The 17184-nt window shown below is 67.6% G+C and carries 15 protein-coding genes; 7 read left to right on the plus strand and 8 right to left on the minus strand.

What is annotated here, in order from left to right; all coding sequences use genetic code 11:
- The first annotated feature begins 89 nt into the window (after positions 1 to 89).
- Positions 90 to 2441, plus strand: a complete 2352-nt coding sequence (locus AYJ57_RS20030; protein WP_066110177.1) for a Tex family protein — start codon at positions 90 to 92, stop codon at positions 2439 to 2441.
- Positions 2442 to 2498: 57 nt separating this feature from the next.
- Here AYJ57_RS20030 and AYJ57_RS20035 read toward each other — a convergent pair whose 3' ends face one another.
- The 3 genes from AYJ57_RS20035 to AYJ57_RS20045 all read right to left on the minus strand — a co-directional run bounded on the left by AYJ57_RS20035 (position 2499) and on the right by AYJ57_RS20045 (position 5829).
- On the minus strand, positions 2499 to 3503 hold the full coding sequence (locus AYJ57_RS20035) for an Ldh family oxidoreductase (RefSeq protein WP_066110179.1): 1005 nt from the start codon (positions 3501 to 3503) through the stop codon (positions 2499 to 2501).
- Positions 3500 to 4669 (minus strand): M20 aminoacylase family protein, encoded by a 1170-nt coding sequence (locus AYJ57_RS20040; RefSeq protein ID WP_237220237.1) that lies wholly within the window; start codon positions 4667 to 4669, stop codon positions 3500 to 3502. Before AYJ57_RS20040 ends, AYJ57_RS20035 begins: the two co-directional genes overlap by 4 nt.
- A gap of 107 nt (positions 4670 to 4776) precedes the next feature.
- Positions 4777 to 5829, minus strand: coding sequence for an NAD(P)/FAD-dependent oxidoreductase (locus AYJ57_RS20045; protein WP_066110181.1), 1053 nt, complete (start codon positions 5827 to 5829; stop codon positions 4777 to 4779).
- A 51-nt stretch (positions 5830 to 5880) separates the two neighbouring features.
- On the opposite strand from AYJ57_RS20045, the gene mnmD reads away from it, so the two are divergent.
- Complete coding sequence (gene mnmD, locus AYJ57_RS20050) at positions 5881 to 6597, plus strand: tRNA (5-methylaminomethyl-2-thiouridine)(34)-methyltransferase MnmD (RefSeq protein WP_066110183.1); 717 nt, start codon at positions 5881 to 5883, stop codon at positions 6595 to 6597.
- A complete protein-coding gene (locus tag AYJ57_RS20055; protein WP_066110185.1) occupies positions 6598 to 7470 on the plus strand; it encodes a DMT family transporter in 873 nt (290 codons plus the stop codon).
- A 31-nt stretch (positions 7471 to 7501) separates the two neighbouring features.
- Here the strand turns inward: AYJ57_RS20055 and AYJ57_RS20060 are convergent, their stop codons facing one another.
- The 5 genes from AYJ57_RS20060 to AYJ57_RS20080 form a co-directional block, all read right to left on the minus strand.
- Positions 7502 to 8638: a Gfo/Idh/MocA family protein gene (locus AYJ57_RS20060; protein WP_217621125.1), complete on the minus strand. Its 1137-nt coding sequence runs from the start codon at positions 8636 to 8638 to the stop codon at positions 7502 to 7504.
- Between the two features lie 213 nt (positions 8639 to 8851).
- Positions 8852 to 9616 (minus strand): SDR family NAD(P)-dependent oxidoreductase, encoded by a 765-nt coding sequence (locus AYJ57_RS20065; protein WP_066110189.1) that lies wholly within the window; start codon positions 9614 to 9616, stop codon positions 8852 to 8854.
- Positions 9617 to 9626: 10 nt separating this feature from the next.
- Positions 9627 to 10955: a TRAP transporter large permease gene (locus AYJ57_RS20070; protein WP_066110191.1), complete on the minus strand. Its 1329-nt coding sequence runs from the start codon at positions 10953 to 10955 to the stop codon at positions 9627 to 9629.
- Positions 10948 to 11436, minus strand: coding sequence for a TRAP transporter small permease (locus tag AYJ57_RS20075; RefSeq protein WP_066110193.1), 489 nt, complete (start codon positions 11434 to 11436; stop codon positions 10948 to 10950). Before AYJ57_RS20075 ends, AYJ57_RS20070 begins: the two co-directional genes overlap by 8 nt.
- 79 nt (positions 11437 to 11515) lie before the next feature.
- The gene (locus tag AYJ57_RS20080; RefSeq protein WP_066110195.1) at positions 11516 to 12520 is read right to left on the minus strand and encodes a DctP family TRAP transporter solute-binding subunit; all 1005 of its coding nucleotides are present in this window, start codon (positions 12518 to 12520) and stop codon (positions 11516 to 11518) included.
- Between the two features lie 194 nt (positions 12521 to 12714).
- Between AYJ57_RS20080 and AYJ57_RS20085 the strand changes: the two genes are divergently transcribed.
- From AYJ57_RS20085 to AYJ57_RS20100, 4 genes are read left to right on the plus strand one after another with little or no spacing between them, the layout of a single operon-like run.
- Positions 12715 to 13527, plus strand: coding sequence for an IclR family transcriptional regulator (locus AYJ57_RS20085; protein WP_066110197.1), 813 nt, complete (start codon positions 12715 to 12717; stop codon positions 13525 to 13527).
- 10 nt (positions 13528 to 13537) lie between these two features.
- Positions 13538 to 14707, plus strand: coding sequence for an acetyl-CoA acetyltransferase (locus tag AYJ57_RS20090; protein WP_066110199.1), 1170 nt, complete (start codon positions 13538 to 13540; stop codon positions 14705 to 14707).
- On the plus strand, positions 14704 to 16344 hold the full coding sequence (locus tag AYJ57_RS20095; protein ID WP_066110201.1) for an acyl-CoA synthetase: 1641 nt from the start codon (positions 14704 to 14706) through the stop codon (positions 16342 to 16344). The genes AYJ57_RS20090 and AYJ57_RS20095 overlap by 4 nt, the downstream gene beginning before the upstream one ends.
- A complete protein-coding gene (locus AYJ57_RS20100; protein ID WP_066110203.1) occupies positions 16341 to 17180 on the plus strand; it encodes a hypothetical protein in 840 nt (279 codons plus the stop codon). The genes AYJ57_RS20095 and AYJ57_RS20100 overlap by 4 nt, the downstream gene beginning before the upstream one ends.
- Positions 17181 to 17184: the final 4 nt, after the last annotated feature.

The raw sequence follows: 17184 nt of genomic DNA on the forward strand, positions 1-17184 counted from the left end.
CGCAACGCGCCTCTTGGCGCAGCGGCGTGGCAAGGCTACACCGGCCTTCCCGAAAGACCCCGCCGAAAGACCCCAAGGAGGCCTCCCCCGTGGACACCCAGACCCGCATCGCCAGCACCATCGCGCGTGAAATTCAGGCCAGCCCGAAGCAGGTGACGGCGGCGGTCGAACTGCTCGACGGCGGCGCCACGGTGCCCTTCGTGGCGCGCTACCGCAAGGAAGTCACCGGCGGGCTCGACGACACGCAGCTGCGCAACCTGTCGGAACGGCTCACCTATCTGCGCGAGATGGAAGCGCGCCGCCGCGCCATCCACGACTCGATCAAGGAACAGGGCAAGCTGACGGACGCGCTGGAGAAATCCATCGCGGGCGCCGAGACCAAGGCCGCGCTCGAAGACATCTACCTGCCCTATAAGCCCAAGCGCCGCACCCGCGCGATGATCGCCCGCGAAAACGGGCTCGAGCCGCTGCTGCGCGCCATCGAAGAGAACCGCAACGCCGATCCGGCCAAGCTGGCCGAGGGCTACCTCGGCGAGAATGTCGCCGACGTGAAGGCCGCGCTCGACGGTGCACGCGACATCCTTGGCGAAGAGCTGACCGAGAACGCGCCGCTGCTCGGCACCCTGCGCGAGTTCATGCGCGCCGAGGCCTTCATCACCGCCAAACTCGCCCCGGGCAAGGAGCAGGAAGGCGCCAAGTTTTCGGACTATTTCGACCACCGCGAGAAATGGTCCGATATTCCCTCGCACCGCGCGCTGGCGATCCTGCGCGCCTCGAAGGAAGAGGTGGTCACCGTCGATATCGCCCCCGACCCCGAGGTCTCGACCCGCCGCGGCGAGGACATCGTGGCTGCGGCCATCGGCATCCGCGGCGACGGCGCTGGCGACAAATGGCTGCGCGGCGTGGCCGATTGGACGTGGCGGGTGAAGCTGAGCCTGTCGATGTATGTGGACCTGATGACCGAGCTGCGCCGCCGCGCGCATGAAGAGGCCATCGCGGTCTTTGCCCGCAACCTCAAGGACCTGCTGCTGGCCGCGCCCGCCGGGTCCAAGGCGACGCTGGGCCTCGATCCCGGCATCCGCACCGGGGTGAAATGCGCCGTAGTGGATGCCACCGGCAAGGTGCTCGACACGGCGACGATCTACCCGTTCCAGCCCAAGAACGACACGCGCGGCGCCACCGCCACGCTGATGGAGTTGATTGCGCGCCATAAGATCGAGCTCATCGCCATCGGCAATGGCACCGCCAGCCGCGAGACCGAACGGCTTGTGGGCGACGTGCTGAAGCTGCTGCCCGCGAGCGTGACGAAGCCGACCAAGGTTGTGGTCTCCGAAGCCGGGGCCTCGGTCTATTCGGCCTCGGAAACGGCCGCCAAGGAATTCCCCGATCTCGACGTCTCGCTGCGCGGCGCGGTGTCCATCGCCCGTCGTCTGCAGGATCCGCTGGCCGAACTGGTGAAGATCACCCCACAGAGCATCGGTGTCGGCCAGTACCAGCACGACGTCGACCAGCGCAAACTGGCGCAGACGCTCGAGGCGGTGGTCGAGGACGCGGTGAACGCCGTGGGCGTCGATCTCAACACCGCCTCTGCGCCGCTCTTGGCGCATGTGGCGGGCCTTGGCCCGTCGCTGGCGCAATCCATCGTCAGCCACCGCGACAGCACCGGGGCCTTCCCCTCGCGCAAGGCGCTGCTGAAGGTGGCGGGGCTGGGGCCGAAAGCCTTCGAGCAATGCGCGGGCTTCCTGCGTATCCGCGACGGGGCCGAGCCGCTGGATGCCTCCTCGGTGCACCCCGAGGCCTACGGCGTGGCGCGCAAGATCGTCGCCGCCTGCGGGCGCGACATCCGCCAGATCATGGGCCAGCCGCAGGCGCTCAAGGGGCTGCGCGCCGAAGAGTTCGTCGACGGCGCCTTCGGCCTGCCCACGGTGCGCGACATTCTCTCGGAGTTGGAAAAGCCCGGTCGCGATCCGCGACCCGACTTTGTCACCGCCAGTTTCACCGATGGCGTGGAAGAGATCACCGACCTGCGCCCCGGCATGATGCTCGAGGGGACGGTGACCAACGTCGCGGCCTTTGGGGCCTTCGTCGACATCGGCGTGCATCAGGACGGTCTGGTGCATGTGAGCCAGCTGGCCGACCGCTTCGTGAAGGATCCGCATGAGGTGGTGAAGGCGGGCGACGTGGTGAAGGTCCGCGTCACCGAGGTGGACGTGCCGCGCAAGCGCATCGGGCTTTCGATGCGCAAGGATGGCAGCGGTCGCGAGGCGGCGCAGGACCGGCGCGCCCAGCCCGACAAAGGGCGCGGCGGCGCACCGCGCGGCAAGGGCGGCCCCGGCAAAGGTCCCCGCGGGCCGATGAGCAGCGGACCAAAAGGCGGCTCTGGCGGTGGTCAGGGCGCGCTTGGCGCGGCGCTGATGGACGCGATGAAGAAAAAGCGCTGAACTCCGCGCTGCGTTCACGCTGCCGGTGACAACGTATCCCCGGCAGCCTTTCGCGGATTAGAGATAGCTCTGCAGCATCTCCATATCGGCCTCGGTCAGCGCGACGCCCTTTTGCTCGGCCTCAGCGCGCACCACTGCGCGGCGGTCGCCCGGCAGGCGCTCCTGCCCCGCCGCCCGCACCGTATCAGACAGCGCGGCGACACGGGTCGCAAAGCCGTGGCTGCCGCCGTGCTCGGGGTCCATCACCAGCAGGAACTGACCGGTGAGCGGGATCTTCGCCCCTTCGTGCTGCGACCAGTCCACCTCGGTCGAGAAGGCCCCGCCGGTGAAGGCGGCGGCGAGGATCTCGATGGTCATGGCAATCGACGCGCCCTTGTGCCCGCCGAAGGGCAGCAGCGCGCCACCGTTCAGGATGACATTCGGATCATTGGTCGGCTGGCCCTCGGCATCGACGCCGGTGCCGGGCCTCAGCTCATGCCCCTCGCGCGCGGCGATCTGCACGTCGCCATGCGCCAGAGCGCTCGCCGCCTGATCCCAGACATAGGGCGCCTGCCCCGCGCGCGGCGCGGCAAAGGCCATCGGGTTGGTGCCGAAGACCGGCGTCTTGCCGCCCGGCGGCACCACCACGGCCATGGAATTCACCACGCTCAGCGCCACCAGCCCCTCTTCGGCGAAGGGCTCCACGTCCGGCCAGAGCGCGCTGAAGTGCTGCGAGTTGCGGATCGCCAGCGCCGCGACGCCCTCGGCCCGCGCTTTCGCCACCAGACGCGCGCGCGCCTCGGCCAGCGCCACCTGCGCAAAGCCGCCCTGCGCATCGACCCGGATCAGCGTGCCGCCGTCCTCGTCGATCACCGGCATGGCGCTGGGATTGCCCCAGCCGCTCTGCAGCGTCGAGACATAGCCCGGAATGCGGAACACTCCGTGGCTCAGCCCGCCGTCACGCTGGCAGGTGGCGCAATTGGTCGCCAGCACCTGCGCCACGCGCGGCGGCAGGCCCTGACCTTCGAAGATCCGCGTCAGCAGACCGACCAACTCGCCAAACGGAAGTCTCACCTCGCTCATGCGGCCAACTCGCGGGCGACCAGCTCGACCCAATAACGCATGCCGGGCAGGATCGCTTCGTCGTTGAAATTATACGAGGGGTTGTGCAACTCGGCGCTGTCACCATTGCCGTACCAGACGATCGCACCCGGGCGCTGCTCAAGCATGTAGGAGAAATCCTCCGAGCCCATCATCCGGTCGCAATTGTCATCGACATTTTCGGCCCCCGCCACAGCCGCCGCCGCACCGACGGCCACAGCGGCTTTGCCGGCATCGTTGGCGGTGACCGGATAGCCCGGACGCCAGTCAAGCTCGGCCTCGCAGCCGAACTGCTCGGCCCCGGCATTGAGAAGGCGGCGCAGATGGCCCTCGATCTCGGCCCGGGTCTCAGAATTCATCGTGCGGATCGTGCCGCCGAACGTGGCTGTGTCGGGGATTACGTTGAGCGCCCTGCCCGAGCCGGCCTCGAGGTAGGTGATCGAGACAACCACCTGATCGAAGGGATCGGAAAACCGCGACACCAGCGTCTGCGCCGAGGCGATGAGATGCGCCGCCGCGACCACCGGGTCGATCGACATGGTGGGCGCCGAGGCATGGCCGCCGCGCCCGGTCACCGTCACCACAAAGCGGTCCCCCGCCGCCATCAGCGGGCCGGGGCGCGTGGCGAACTGACCCACCGGCAGGCCCGGCTTGTTGTGCATCGCATAGACGCTTTCGATGCCGAAGCGCTCCAGCAGCCCCTCCTCGATCATCGTGCGTGCGCCCGCGCCACCCTCTTCGGCCGGCTGGAAGATCAGCGCCACGGTGCCCGCGAAGTCGCGCGTCTCGCACAGATATTGCGCGGCGGCGAGCAGCGTCGCCGTGTGCCCGTCATGGCCGCAGGCGTGCATCATGCCGGGGATCTTCGAGGCGTAGGGAAGGTTGGTCTTTTCGTCCATCGGCAGCGCATCCATATCGGCGCGCAGGCCAATCACCGGGCCCTCGCCCTTGGCCCCTTCGATCAGCGCCACGATGCCGGTCTTGGCGATGCCGGGAACGATCTCATCGACGCCAAAACCCTTCAGCTTTTCTTCGACGAAGGCGGCGGTGATGGGCAGATCGTAAAGAAGCTCGGGCTGTTCGTGGATGCTGCGGCGCCAACTTTTCGCCGTTTCGGCGATGCGGGCCATGTCGTCTGCGTGGGTCACGCGGGTCTCTCCTGTTGTCTCGATCCGGCGGCGCGAGGCGCATTGCGGCGCGGCCATGCCGGATCACGCGCGCATGCTTGCAGAAGCGCAGGCGAAGGCCAAGACGGTCAGAGAGAATCTTCGACGCGAAAGCCCTCGGGGATCTCGTCGCGCCCTTCGAGCAGCAGATCGGCCATCACCTGCGCCACCTTGGGGGCCATGCCGAAGCCGATCTTGAAGCCGCCGTTGGCGATGAACACACCCTCGCGCCCCGGCCAAGCGCCCAGCATCGGCGCGCGGCTGCGCGCGCGCGGGCGCACCCCGGCCCAGCGTTCGATCACCTCGGCGCCATGCAGCGCGGGCACCGCCAGCGCGGCGCGGGCGACCAGATCGTCGCATTGCGCGTCGGTGGTGGTGGGATCGTCAAACTCACGCTCCGAGGTCGAGCCGATAGCCACCGTGCCGTCGCTGTGCGGCACCACATGCAGCCCGCCCGCAAAGAGCTGTGGCACGTCGCCCGCATCGAAGCGCAGGCTCACCGACTGGCCCTTCACCCCGGTGCCGACCCGCTTGCCAAGCGCCTGCGACAGATCCTCGAGCCCGCGCCAGCCCGCAGCCCAAAGCACCTGCCCGGCGTCCTCGGCCTCTGGCTGCACCTCCACGCCGCGGACCGCCAAGGCCGCGACCAGCGCAGCACAGGCACGGCGCGGATTCATCCGCGCGGTCAGCGTGTCATGCACCAGCAGCCCGGTGGGAGAGACCGGCGCCCAATCCCCCGCCTCGCCTGCCTTGATCACCCGCCAGTCCGCGTGATCGCCCCAAAGCTGCCGCGCCGTCTCTTCGCGGCCGCGCGCCAGATCCACCGCCTTGTCGTCGGCCAGCGGCTGCAAACGCCCCAGACGGCCATAACCCGCCGAGACGCCGCCGGTCTCCTCCACAGCGGCCCAGAAGCCCGCCGCCATCAGCAGGCTTTCCAGCTGGAACGCCTTCTTGGGGTTCCAGTTCTCGGGCACATGCGGCGCCAGCGCCCCCACCTGCCCGCCGCTCGATCCGCTGCCTGCGCCGAAGGGATCGACCACCCGCACCCGCGCGCCGCGCTGCACGCAGGCCCATGCGATCGACAGGCCGAAAATCCCCGCCCCGCGCACCGTCACATCCACGCCATTCTGCCCGCTTGCCATTCCGACCACTCCGCTTCATGTAGGATCACAGTTCTAGGACAGGTGCGCAGAATGAGCCAGCCCGACACCCCCCGGCCCGATCCCCTGCTGCCCGCCGATGCGCCGGAGTGGCGGGACGGAGACGTGCCGGTCTCACCGCGCTTCGACGATCCCTATTATTCGCTCGAGAACGGCCTTGCCGAAACCCGCCACACGTTCCACGCGGGCAATGATCTGCCAGCGCGGCTGGTGGATGGGTTTCATGTGGCCGAACTGGGCTTCGGCACCGGGCTGAACCTTCTGGCGACGCTGGCGCTGTGGCGCGCGGAGGGTATCCCCGGCACCCTGCGTTTCACCACTTTCGAGGCCTTCCCCCTTGCCGCCGAGGACATGCTGCGCGCGCAGGCCGCCTTTCCCGAGCTTTCGGATATCGCCGCGGAACTTGCGCCCTTCTGGCAACAGAACGCCCGCGCCTTTTCGCTGCCAGACCTGCAGTTCACGATGGTCGTGGGCGACGCGCGGCAGACCCTTGCCGCATGGGACCAGCAGGCCGATGCGTGGTTCCTCGACGGCTTCTCGCCGGCCAAGAACCCCGAGCTTTGGGGTGCCGATCTGATGGCCGAGGTCGCCCGCCACACCGCCCCCGGCGGCAGCGCCGCCACCTATACCGCCGCAGGCCATGTGCGCCGCGCGCTCGCCGAGGCCGGGTTCGAGGTGACCCGCCAGCCCGGCCATGGCCGCAAACGCCATATGACCGTCGCGAACATGCCTCTCGCAAGGACGCCCTGAATGGCCCAGCAGAACACCCGCCTCGGCATCTGGCTGATGGTGCTGACCACCTTCATATTCTCGGTGCAGGACGGTCTGTCGCGGCATCTGTCCGAGGCCACCAACGTCTATATGGTAACGATGGTGCGCTACTGGTTCTTCGCGCTTTTCGTGCTGACACTGGCCGCGCGCCACAAGGGCGGGCTGCGCGCCGCCGCCAAGAGCGGCCAGCCGCTGCTGCAGGCCTTCCGCGGCGTGCTCTTGGTGCTCGAGATCTGCGTGATGGTCTCGGCCTTCGTCTATCTCGGCCTCGTGGAAAGCCACGCGGTCTTTGCCTGCTACCCGCTGCTCATCGCGGCGCTCTCGGGCCCGGTGCTGGGCGAAAAGGTCGGCTGGCGCCGCTGGAGCGCGATCGGCATCGGCTTTCTTGGCATCCTGATCATCCTGCAACCCTCGGGCGGGGTGTTCTCGCCGCTCGCCGCCATCCCGCTGCTGGCGGCCCTGATGTTTGCCCTTTACGGGCTGCTGACCCGCCGCGTGGCGCGCACCGACAGCGCCGCCACCTCGTTCTTCTGGACCGGCACCGTGGGCGTCGCCACCGCCACGCTCATCGGCATGTGGTTCTGGGAGCCGATGAGCGCCCCCGACTGGGCGATGATGGCAGCGCTCTGTGTCACCGGCGCGGCGGGGCATTTCACCTTGATCAAATGCTATGAGGTGGCCGAAGCCTCGGCGGTGCAACCCTTCGCCTACCTGCAGTTGGTCTTCGCCTCCGCCTTCGGCATGCTGGTCTTCGGCGAGACGCTGCGGCCCAATGTGGCGCTCGGCGCCGCGATCATCACCTGCGCGGGCATCTTTACATTGATCCGCGCCCGAAAGGCGGCGCAGAGCTGAGGGCGCCCCGGAGCGCCCCGCGAAGTCCCGTTCACGGCTCCAGCTGGCACCACGCCGAGTCGGCAAAGGACGACTCGACGCAGGCGGCGATGAAGCGCATGCCCGCGAGCCCTTCCTCAAGTCCCGGCAAAAGCCCGAGCGCCTCGGAGCGCCGACCTTCCTGCGCCGCGCGGATCACCTCCGCGGCCTCGGTGTAGAGATTGGCAAAGCCCTCAAGATAGCCCTCAGGATGCCCGCCGGGAATGCGGCTCACGGCATTGGCCGCCTCCCCCGCCCCGGCGCCGCCGCGGGTGAGAAGCTGCTTGGGCTGGCCGAAGCGCGTGAACCACAGGCGGTTCGGATCCTCCTGCCGCCATTCCAGACCGCCGGTCTCGCCATAGAGCCGCAGTTGCAGCCCGTTCTCGCAGCCCACCGCCACCTGCGAGAACCAAAGCATCCCGCGCGCGCCGCCGTCGAAGCGCAGCATCACATGGCCATTGTCATCCACCCGCCGCCCGGGAACGAAACTCTGTAGATCCGCCGCCAGCGCCGCAACCTTCTGGCCCGACACGAAACACGCAAGGTTATGGGCATGGGTGCCGATGTCGCCCACCGCACCGCCAAGGCCCGAGCGCTCGGGGTCGGTGCGCCACGCGGCCTGCTTGCTGGCGCTCTCCTCGGCCAGCCAGTCCTGCGCATATTCCACCTGCACCACCCGCAGCGCCCCCAGATCGCCGCGCGCGACCATCTCGCGCGCCTGACGGATCATCGGATAGGCGGTGTAATTATGCGTCAGGATGAACAGCGCATCGCTCTGCCGCACCGCCTGCGCAAGCGCTTCGGCCTGCGCCATCGTGGCGGTCAGCGGCTTGTCGCAAAGGACATGGATGCCGCGCCGCAGGAAGGCCGCCGCCGCCGCGCCATGCAGGTGGTTCGGCGTGACGATGGCCACCGCCTCGATTCCATTCTCGCGCGCCGCCTCGTCCTCGGCCATCGCCTCGAAGCTGCCGTAGCAGCGCGCCGGGTCGAGCCCCAGCGCCGCACCGCTCTCGCGCGATCCGTCCAGTGTCGACGAGAGCGCCCCGGCAAGAAGTGCATACTGCCCATCGAGCCGCGCCGCGATGCGATGCACCTCGCCGATAAAGGCGCCTCTGCCGCCGCCGACCATGCCAAGCCTGATCCGTGCCATCTCCCCCCCAAATTCCAACCCCACCGAGTGCAGGGCGAAGCTTAGAGAAGCGCGCTCCGAAGTCCACCTGCCCGGCGGCCGACCCACACGGGCATACTGCGCAAAAACCCGCGGCCCGGCACCTAGACGCCTGACAGAGGTAGCAAAGATGCGCCCCCTGCTTCTTCTCTTCAAAAATACGCATATCCGGCGCGGCCACCCGCGCCGCGCCGCTCAGACGCGCAGCGCCGGCAGCCCCACCCCTGTGGACTGGAAGCCGCCATCCGAGGCGATGGTCTGCCCGGTCACATAGCTCGCCCGGTCCGAGCACAGGAAGACGATCACCGAGGCGATCTCATCCTCCGAACCATAGCGGTTCAGCGGGATCGCATCGTGATAGGCGGCGATGATCTCGGGCGAATGCACCGCCATCGCCAGTTTCGTGCGCACCGGGCCGGGCGCCACGCAATTGGCGCGGATGCCGTATTCGCCCAGCTCCGCCGCCTGTTGCTGGGTGAGCTGGATCACCCCGGCCTTGGAGGTGCCATAGGCCACCCGCAGCGTCGAGGCGCGCAGGCCCGAGATCGAGGCGATGTTGACGATGGCGCCCTGCACCTGCTTCAGATGCGGCACCGCCGCCTGCGAGCACAGGAACACCCCGTCGAGGTTGGTCGCCATCACGGTGCGCCAACGCTCGAATGTGGTGTCTTCGATGGGGCCGAAATCGGCGACCCCGGCGTTGTTCACCAGCGCGTCGATCCGCCCGAACTTCGTGGCCACCTCGTCGATCATCGCCGCCACCTGATCGGGCTGCGAGACGTCGCAGACCACCGGCAGCACGCCCTCGAGCTGCCCGACCTCTTCCATCAGCGCCTCGGCGTCGCGGTCGATCATCGCCACTTTGCGGCCCTCGGCGAGGAACTGCTTGGTGGTGGCAAGCCCGATGCCGCGCGCGGCGCCGGTGACAATCGCGGTCTTGGGGGCTGTCTTCTGGGTCATGGCATAGTCCTCAATTGGCGGGCCCGAGCAGGGCAAGGGAAAGCTGCGGCACCAGTCCGATCACCGCCAGCCCGACCCCGCAGACCAGCAGGAAGGGCAGCGCGCCGCGCGCAACGCGTTCGATCGGCAGGCGGGTGACATTGGCGGCGACGTAAAGGTTGATGCCCACCGGCGGGGTGATCAGCCCGATGGCGAGATTGACCATGACCAGCACGCCGAACCAGACCGGATCCCAGCCCAATTCGCGCACCACCGGCATGAAGATCGGCAGGCAGATGAACATCACCGTCACCGCGTCCATGAACATGCCCGCGATCAGCAGGATCAGCATGATCACCAGCAGGATCACGCCCTCATTGCCGGAAAGCCCCAGCAGCGCGCCCGAGTAGCTGCCGACCAGATCCTCCACCGTCACCACCCAGCCGAAAAGGCTGGCATAGGCGACGACGAGCATCACCGTGGCCGAAGACGCGGCCGCATTCGACAGCGAATGGTAAAGACCATCCAAAGTCAGCGTGCGGTAGATCAGCCCGCCGACCAGCAGCGCGTAGACCGTGGCGACCAAAGCGGCCTCGGTGGGTGTGAAGATGCCCGAGTAGATGCCGCCCAGAATGACCACCGGTGTCATCAGCCCCCAGAAGCTTTCCTTGAACGACAGCCACAGCCGCGCGCCATAGGATTTCTCGGCATGCGGCATGGGGCTCAGCTTTTCCAGCGAGGCCGCGTGCCCGGCCTTCGGCTTGGCGAAGGGCAGCGTCAGCAGCATCATCGCCCCCATGAAGAGCCCCGGCAGGATGGCGGCGAGGAAGAGATGCGAGATCGAGGTCTCGGCGATCACCCCGTAGATCACCAGCCCGATCGACGGCGGGATGACAATCGACAGCGCCGCGCCGGTGCAGACGAGGCCCGCCGCATAGGGCTTGGGGTAGCCGTCTTCTTCCATGCCCTTGATGATCATCGGCCCGATGGCGGCGACCGAGGCCGGGCCCGAGCCGCTCACCGCGCCCCAGAACAGGCACACGGTGGTGCCGACCACGCCCATACCGCCGGGCGTGCCGCCGATCAGCACGCGGAAGAAGCGGATCATCCGTTCGGCAATCCCCAGCGAGCCCATCAGCGTGCCCGCGAGGATGAAGAAGGGGATGGCCAGCAGCGAGAATTTGGTGATGCCGGTGGCGATGAGATCGCCCGCCAGTTCGAGGCCAAAGCCGATCTGCCACATGGCGTAGATCGCCGAGAGCCCCAGCGAGAAGGCCACCGGTACGCGCAGCGCCAGCAGGATGAAGAACAGGATCACCATCTCGGTGCCTGCGGGAAGTCCGGGGATCAGGTCATACATCGGGGATGACCTCGTGATCCTCGCCGGTGCGCCAAACCACCCATGCGTGCTGCAGGTAGCGGATCAGCACCAGCGCAAAGCCGAAGGGCACGGCGGCCTGATAATACCACGCGGGGATCTGCAGCCCGTAAGAGCGCATGCCGTTGCCCATCATGTTGGTCATCGCCTGCCAGGAAAACCACGCCGAGAGCACCAGCAGCAGCGCCGAGGCCAGAACCGAGAGCGCAAAGACCACCCGCCGCACCGGGCGCGGCAGCAGGTCATGCACCAGCCCCACCGCCAGATGCTCGCCGCGGCGCGCGGCGATGGCGGCGCCGAAGATGGTCAGCAGCAGAAAGCCGTTGGTCAGCAACTCTTCGGTGGCGGCCAGCGAGTAATGCGTGCCGTAGCGCACCACAACATTGGCAAAGCCGAGAAAGGTCATGGCCAAAAAGAGCACCGCGCAGATGATCTTCTCGGCCTCGCGCAGGATGAAGGCCATTGCCCCTCCCTTGGATCAGCAGGCGAGTGTCTTGGGGACGAAAGACGTGTCCCCGCGGGGACACGCCGTTTTTCGGGGGTTACTTCGCGCCGTCGATGGCGCTCTGGAAGCTCTGCACCAGCTCGGGGCCGACCTTGTCGGCCCATTCGTCAAAGGCGGGCTGGGTGGCCTCCTTGAAGGCGGCCAGTTCCTCGGCCGACGGCTCATAGACCTCCATGCCCTTCTCGCGCAGGAAGTCGATGCCCGAGGCGGTGGCCTCGCGGCTGATCTCGCGCTGGTAGCTCATCGCCTCGGTCGCGGCGGCCTGCAGCTTGGCCTGCGTGTCGGCGTCATAGCTGTCCCATTTCTTCTGGCTGATGCCGATGAAGATCGGGTCGTAGGAATAATGCCATGTGGTCAGGTACTTCTGCACCTCATAGACCTGCTGCGGGATGATCACCGCGCCGATCGGGTTTTCCTGACCGTCGACCACGCCCTGCTGCAGCGCGGTCATCGTCTCGCCCCACTGCATCTGCTGCGGGTTGGCGCCGAGCGCGTTCATCACGTCGATATACATCGGCCCCGCGACGCGCATGTTGAGGCCCTTCATATCGTCGGGGCCGTGGATCGGGCGGGTGTTGTTGGTCACCTCGCGGAAGCCGTTCTCGCCCCAGGCCAGAACGATGATGCCCTTGCCCTTGAGGATCTCGGCCAGTTTCGCGCCGGGCTCGCCCTGCGTGGTGGCATCGACTTGCGCGTAATCGGCATAGAGATAGGGCAGCGAGAAGGCCGCCATCTCGGGCACCAGCGGGGTCACGTTGATCGCCGAGGTCACCACGAGATCGAGCGCGCCGCGGCCGACCATCTCGGCCTGACGCATCTGGTCGCCACCGGCAAGCTGCGCATTGGGGAAGACACGCACCGACAGATCGCCGCCGGTCGCCTCGGAGAGCAGTTCGCCGAATTTCTCGGACCCTTTGTGCCAGGTCGTGGTGTCGCCGGTGTTGTGCGACAGGCGCAGGGTTTCTGCGGCAGCCGCGCCGACCATCATCGCGCCCGCAAGCACGGTTGCCAGGGCAGTGCTGCCCAGTTTCGCAAATGTCATTCTGTCCTCCCAGAGTTCGGACCGGCACCGGCCCCCGCCCCGCACGGCCTCCCTGCCCTGCGCTGCGATCCACATCATGGAACAGTTTCATTGCCACGGACAAGAAGAACTTGCAATATTGTGAAAGGAACAAAATATTGCGGGGCAACTTTGCGAAGTCTCGTGGGAGGAGGCGGACCAAACAGGTCCATATTATGGAACAGGTGAAGGCAGATACTGGCGCACTCGCAGGCAGCCAGAGCGTCGACCGGGCGCTGGCGCTGCTCGGCATGGTCGGGCGTCGCCCGCTCGATGGCGCGAGCCTTGGCGAGCTGGTCGCGGAGTCGGGGCTCAACAAGCCCACCGTCCGCCGCCTGATGCTCGCGCTGATCCGCAACGGCATGGTCGAGCAGAACGAGGAGAGCCGGCGCTACTTCCTCGGCGAAGAATCCTATATTCTCGGGACCTTCGCCGCGCATCGGCATGGGCTGCTGGAGCTGTCGTTCGAAACCCTCGCGCGGCTGGCGCAAGAGACCGGGGACGCCGCCTTCCTGTCGATCCGGCGCGGCTTTTCTTCTCTCTGCCTGCACCGCGAAGAGGGCACCTATCCGATCCGCACCTACGCGCTGATGACCGGGCGGCTGCACCCTTTGGGCGTCGGCGCGGGCTCGCTGGCGATGCTGGCCTCGCTGCCCGATGCCGAGGTCGAGGCGGCGCTGGCCGCCAATGCCGCGCGGCTCGAGGAAGACTACCCCGGCCTGCCGCCGGACCAGATTCGCGCCCGAGTCGCCGAGACACGGGCCAAGGGCTACGCGCTGAACCCCGGTCTGGTGTTCCCCGACTCATGGGGCATGGGCGTCGCGCTGCGTCGCCCGGACGGCGCATTGGCTGGCGCGCTGTCGCTGGCAGCCATCGAAAGCCGCATGCAGCAGCCGCGCCGGGAGGAGCTTGTGGCGCAGCTGAAGGTGGCGGCGCAGGAGATAGAAGGCACGCTCGCGCAGCTTTACGCCGCGCGCACCCGCATTTGAGGAGGACAACATGCGAGACCCACAGATCGTCGGTTGGGGCCACACGCCCTTTGGCAAATCCGAGCACCCCGACACCGAAAGCCTGATGGCCGCCGCCGTGAGCGAGGCGCTGGAGCACGCCGGGATCACCCCCGAGGACGTCGACGGCATCTTCACCGGCGTGTTCAACAACGGCTTTTCGCAGCAGGATTTTCAGGGCGCGCTGGTGGCCATGGGCGACGCGCGGTTCGCCCATACCCCCGCCACCCGCTACGAGAACGCCTGCGCCACCGGCTCGGCGGCGCTGCATGGCGCGATGGATTTCATCGCCGCCGGTCGCGGTCGCATCGCGCTGGTGGTGGGCGCCGAGAAGATGACCGCCACCCCCACGGCAGAGGTCGGCGATATCCTTCTGGGCGCCAGCTATTGCAAGGAAGAGGCGGACATCAGCGGCGGTTTCGCCGGGCTCTTCGGGCAGATCGCGGGCAGCTATTTCCAGCGCTACGGCGACAAGAGCGAAGAGCTCGCGATGATCGCCGCCAAGAACCATTCGAACGGCATGGCCAACCCGCTGGCGCATATGCGCAAGGATTTCGGCACCGCCTTTTGCAACACGGTCTCGGACAAGAACCCGATCGTCGCGGGGCCGCTGCGGCGCACCGACTGCTCGCTGGTCTCGGACGGGGCGGCGGTGCTGGTGCTGGCCGATGCGGACACGGCGGCAGAGATGACGCGCGCCATCGCCTTCCGCGCGCGCAGCCACGTCAACGAGATCATGGCGCTGTCGCGCCGCGACGTGCTGGAATTTGCCGGTGCCCGCCGCGCGTGGGCGCAGGCCTTCGAGACCTCGGGGCTGACGCTCGACGATCTGTCGCTGGTCGAGACCCACGATTGTTTCACCATCGCCGAGATGCTGGAGTATGAGGCCATGGGCCTTGCCGAGCGCGGCGACGGCGGGCGGGTGATCCGCGAGGGCATCACCGCCAAGGACGGCAAGCTGCCGGTCAACGCCTCGGGCGGGCTGAAGTCCAAGGGCCACCCGATCGGCGCCACCGGCGTGTCGCTGCATGTGATGGCGGCGATGCAGCTTGCCGGGGACGCGGGCGAGATGCAGATCCCCGGCGCCGAGATCGCGGGCGTGTTCAACATGGGCGGCGCGGCGGTGACCAACTACGTGTCGATTCTGGAGCGGGTGAAATGAGCGCCGCCGCCATCGACCTCTCCGGCGGACTGCCCCCCGTCTCGACGCGTGTGATGAACCTTGCGAATTTCCTCACTGAAAGCGCCCGGCGGCACCCGCAGGACGTGGGCTTTGTCTGGGGCGCGCAGACATGGACATGGGCCGAGATGGAGGCGCGCTCGGCTGCCTTCGCCGCCGCGCTGTCGGGCAAATTTGGGCTCAAGAAGGGCGACCGGCTGCTGGTGCAATCGGCCAACAACAACCAGATGTTCGAGGCGATGTTCGCCTGCTGGCGCATCGGCGCGGTCTGGGTGCCCGCCAACTTCCGCCAGTCGCCCGAGGATATCGCCTTTCTCGCGCAAAGCTCGCAGGCCAAGGGGATGCTCTGCGAGGCCACCTTCCCCGAGCATGCGGCGGCCTGCGAAGGCCTTGGCTTTACCATCGGCATCGGGGACGGTCTGGGCGAGGATTATGAGACGCTGGTCGCCGACCACCTCGGCCAGCGCCCGCCGCAGGCGGAGGTGCAGCGCGACGATCCGTGCTGGTTCTTCTTCACCTCCGGCACCACCGGGCGGCCCAAGGCGGCGGTGCTGACCCACGGCCAGATGGCGTTTGTCGTCACCAACCACCTGTGCGACCTGATGCCCGGCACCGGGCCCGAGGATGCCTCGATCGTCGTGGCGCCGCTATCGCATGGCGCGGGCATCCACCAGCTCGCGCAGGTGGCGCATGGGGTGAAGACCATCCTGCCCGCAGGGACCAAGTTCGACCCCGATGAGATCTGGGGGCTGGTCGCCAAATGGAAGGTGACCAACCTCTTCACCGTGCCGACCATCGTCAAGCTGCTGGTCGAGCACCCGTCGGTGCGCGACCATGATCATTCGAGCCTGCGCTACATGATCTACGCAGGCGCGCCCATGTATCGCGCCGATCAGGTCCGCGCGCTGGAGGTGCTGGGGCCGAAGCTGGTGCAATATTTCGGGCTCGGCGAGGTCACCGGCAATATCACCGTGCTGCCGCCCGCGCATCACACGGTGGACGATGCCGCGATGCGGATCGGATCCTGCGGCTTTGCCCGCACCGGGATGCAGGTGCAAATACAGGACGCCGAAGGGAATGAGGTCGCACCGGGCGAGACCGGCGAGATCGCCGTCATCGGCCCTGCAGTGTTTGCGGGCTATTTCGACAACCCCGAGGCCAACGCCAAGAGTTTCCGCAATGGCTGGTTCCTCACCGGCGATCTGGGCCATATGGATGCCGAGGGCTTCGTCTATCTGACCGGCCGCGCCTCGGACATGTATATCTCGGGCGGGTCGAACATCTATCCGCGCGAGATCGAAGAGAAGATCCTGCTGCACCCCGAGATATCCGAGGTCGCCGTGCTGGGCATGCCCGACCCGGTGTGGGGCGAGATCGGCGTCGCGGTCTGCGTGGCGCGCGGTTCGGGCGTGGCACCCGAGGCGCTGCTCGACTGGCTGGGGCCGAAGATCGCCCGCTACAAGCTGCCGCGCCATGTGGTGTTCTGGGACGAGATGCCGAAGAGCGCCTATGGCAAGATCACCAAGAAGATGATCCGCGAAGAGCTGCTCGCGCGCGGCGATCTGCCCGAGCACGAGCCTGGGCACGAGCCTGAGCCCCGGAAGGCCTCGGCACAATGAGCACGCTGCAACTTCTCAGCCATCCCGGCCCGCGCGCCGAGGCGCGTTTTGCCGCGCTGCCCTGTCGCGCGCAGCCGGTGGAGATCCATCTCGCGGCAGGGCAGAGCTTTGAGCGGGCGGTGGTGCAGGGCTTTGCCGAGGCCGGGTTCTCGGCGGGCTATCTGCGGCTTGCGGACATCGCGTTCGAGCGGCTGACCTATGTGATCCCCGCCCCCGCGCCCGGCGACGGGCGGGCGGCGTGGTACAGCAAAACCTATGTGCTGGAGCGCGCCGAGATCGCAGAGGCCGGGCTGCATCTGGGCATGAAGGACGGCGCGCCTTTCCTGCATTGCCATGGGCTGTGGTCCGGCGCGGGAGGCCCGCTGCGCATGGGGCATCTTCTGGCGGCGGGGTCGGTGCTAGCCGAGGCGGTGACGATGAGCGGCTGGGGCATCACCGGCGCTGCGCTGGAGGTGACGCCGGACGCCGAAACCGGCTTTGATCTCTTTGCCCCGCGCGCGGTGGGTGAGGCAGGCAGCGGGCACCCGGCCCTGCTGTGCACCCTGCGCCCCAATGAAGACCCGCACAGCCTGCTTCCGCAACTTGCGGGCGGGATGGAGCGGGCGCGGATCGAAGGGATCGGCAGTCTGGTGAACACACGGTTCGAGACCGGCACGCTGGAGAGTTACGCCACCGAGATGCTGCTGCGTGCCGGGCGGCTGACCGGCGAGAGCGTCATTCTCAATGCCGCTTCGGTGGGGTTTGACGGCACGCCAATGAGCGGCGTGCTGCGCCCGCATGAGAACCGCATCTGCATCACCGCCGAGCTTTTGCTGATCGAAGATCCCGCCACTTGACGCG

Origin of the sequence: Salipiger sp. CCB-MM3, assembly GCF_001687105.1 — a bacterium.
Classification (GTDB): Bacteria; Pseudomonadota; Alphaproteobacteria; order Rhodobacterales; family Rhodobacteraceae; genus Salipiger.

Coding starts and splice junctions, on each gene's coding strand:
- AYJ57_RS20035 (WP_066110179.1), bottom strand. CDS start 3,503: ATGAGCGAGGTGAGACTTCCGTTTGGCGAGTTGGTCGGTCTGCTGACG.
- AYJ57_RS20045 (WP_066110181.1), bottom strand. CDS start 5,829: ATGGCAAGCGGGCAGAATGGCGTGGATGTGACGGTGCGCGGGGCGGGG.
- mnmD (WP_066110183.1), top strand. CDS start 5,881: ATGAGCCAGCCCGACACCCCCCGGCCCGATCCCCTGCTGCCCGCCGAT.
- AYJ57_RS20055 (WP_066110185.1), top strand. CDS start 6,598: ATGGCCCAGCAGAACACCCGCCTCGGCATCTGGCTGATGGTGCTGACC.
- AYJ57_RS20060 (WP_217621125.1), bottom strand. CDS start 8,638: ATGGCACGGATCAGGCTTGGCATGGTCGGCGGCGGCAGAGGCGCCTTT.
- AYJ57_RS20065 (WP_066110189.1), bottom strand. CDS start 9,616: ATGACCCAGAAGACAGCCCCCAAGACCGCGATTGTCACCGGCGCCGCG.
- AYJ57_RS20070 (WP_066110191.1), bottom strand. CDS start 10,955: ATGTATGACCTGATCCCCGGACTTCCCGCAGGCACCGAGATGGTGATC.
- AYJ57_RS20075 (WP_066110193.1), bottom strand. CDS start 11,436: ATGGCCTTCATCCTGCGCGAGGCCGAGAAGATCATCTGCGCGGTGCTC.
- AYJ57_RS20080 (WP_066110195.1), bottom strand. CDS start 12,520: ATGACATTTGCGAAACTGGGCAGCACTGCCCTGGCAACCGTGCTTGCG.
- AYJ57_RS20085 (WP_066110197.1), top strand. CDS start 12,715: ATGGAACAGGTGAAGGCAGATACTGGCGCACTCGCAGGCAGCCAGAGC.
- AYJ57_RS20090 (WP_066110199.1), top strand. CDS start 13,538: ATGCGAGACCCACAGATCGTCGGTTGGGGCCACACGCCCTTTGGCAAA.
- AYJ57_RS20095 (WP_066110201.1), top strand. CDS start 14,704: ATGAGCGCCGCCGCCATCGACCTCTCCGGCGGACTGCCCCCCGTCTCG.
- AYJ57_RS20100 (WP_066110203.1), top strand. CDS start 16,341: ATGAGCACGCTGCAACTTCTCAGCCATCCCGGCCCGCGCGCCGAGGCG.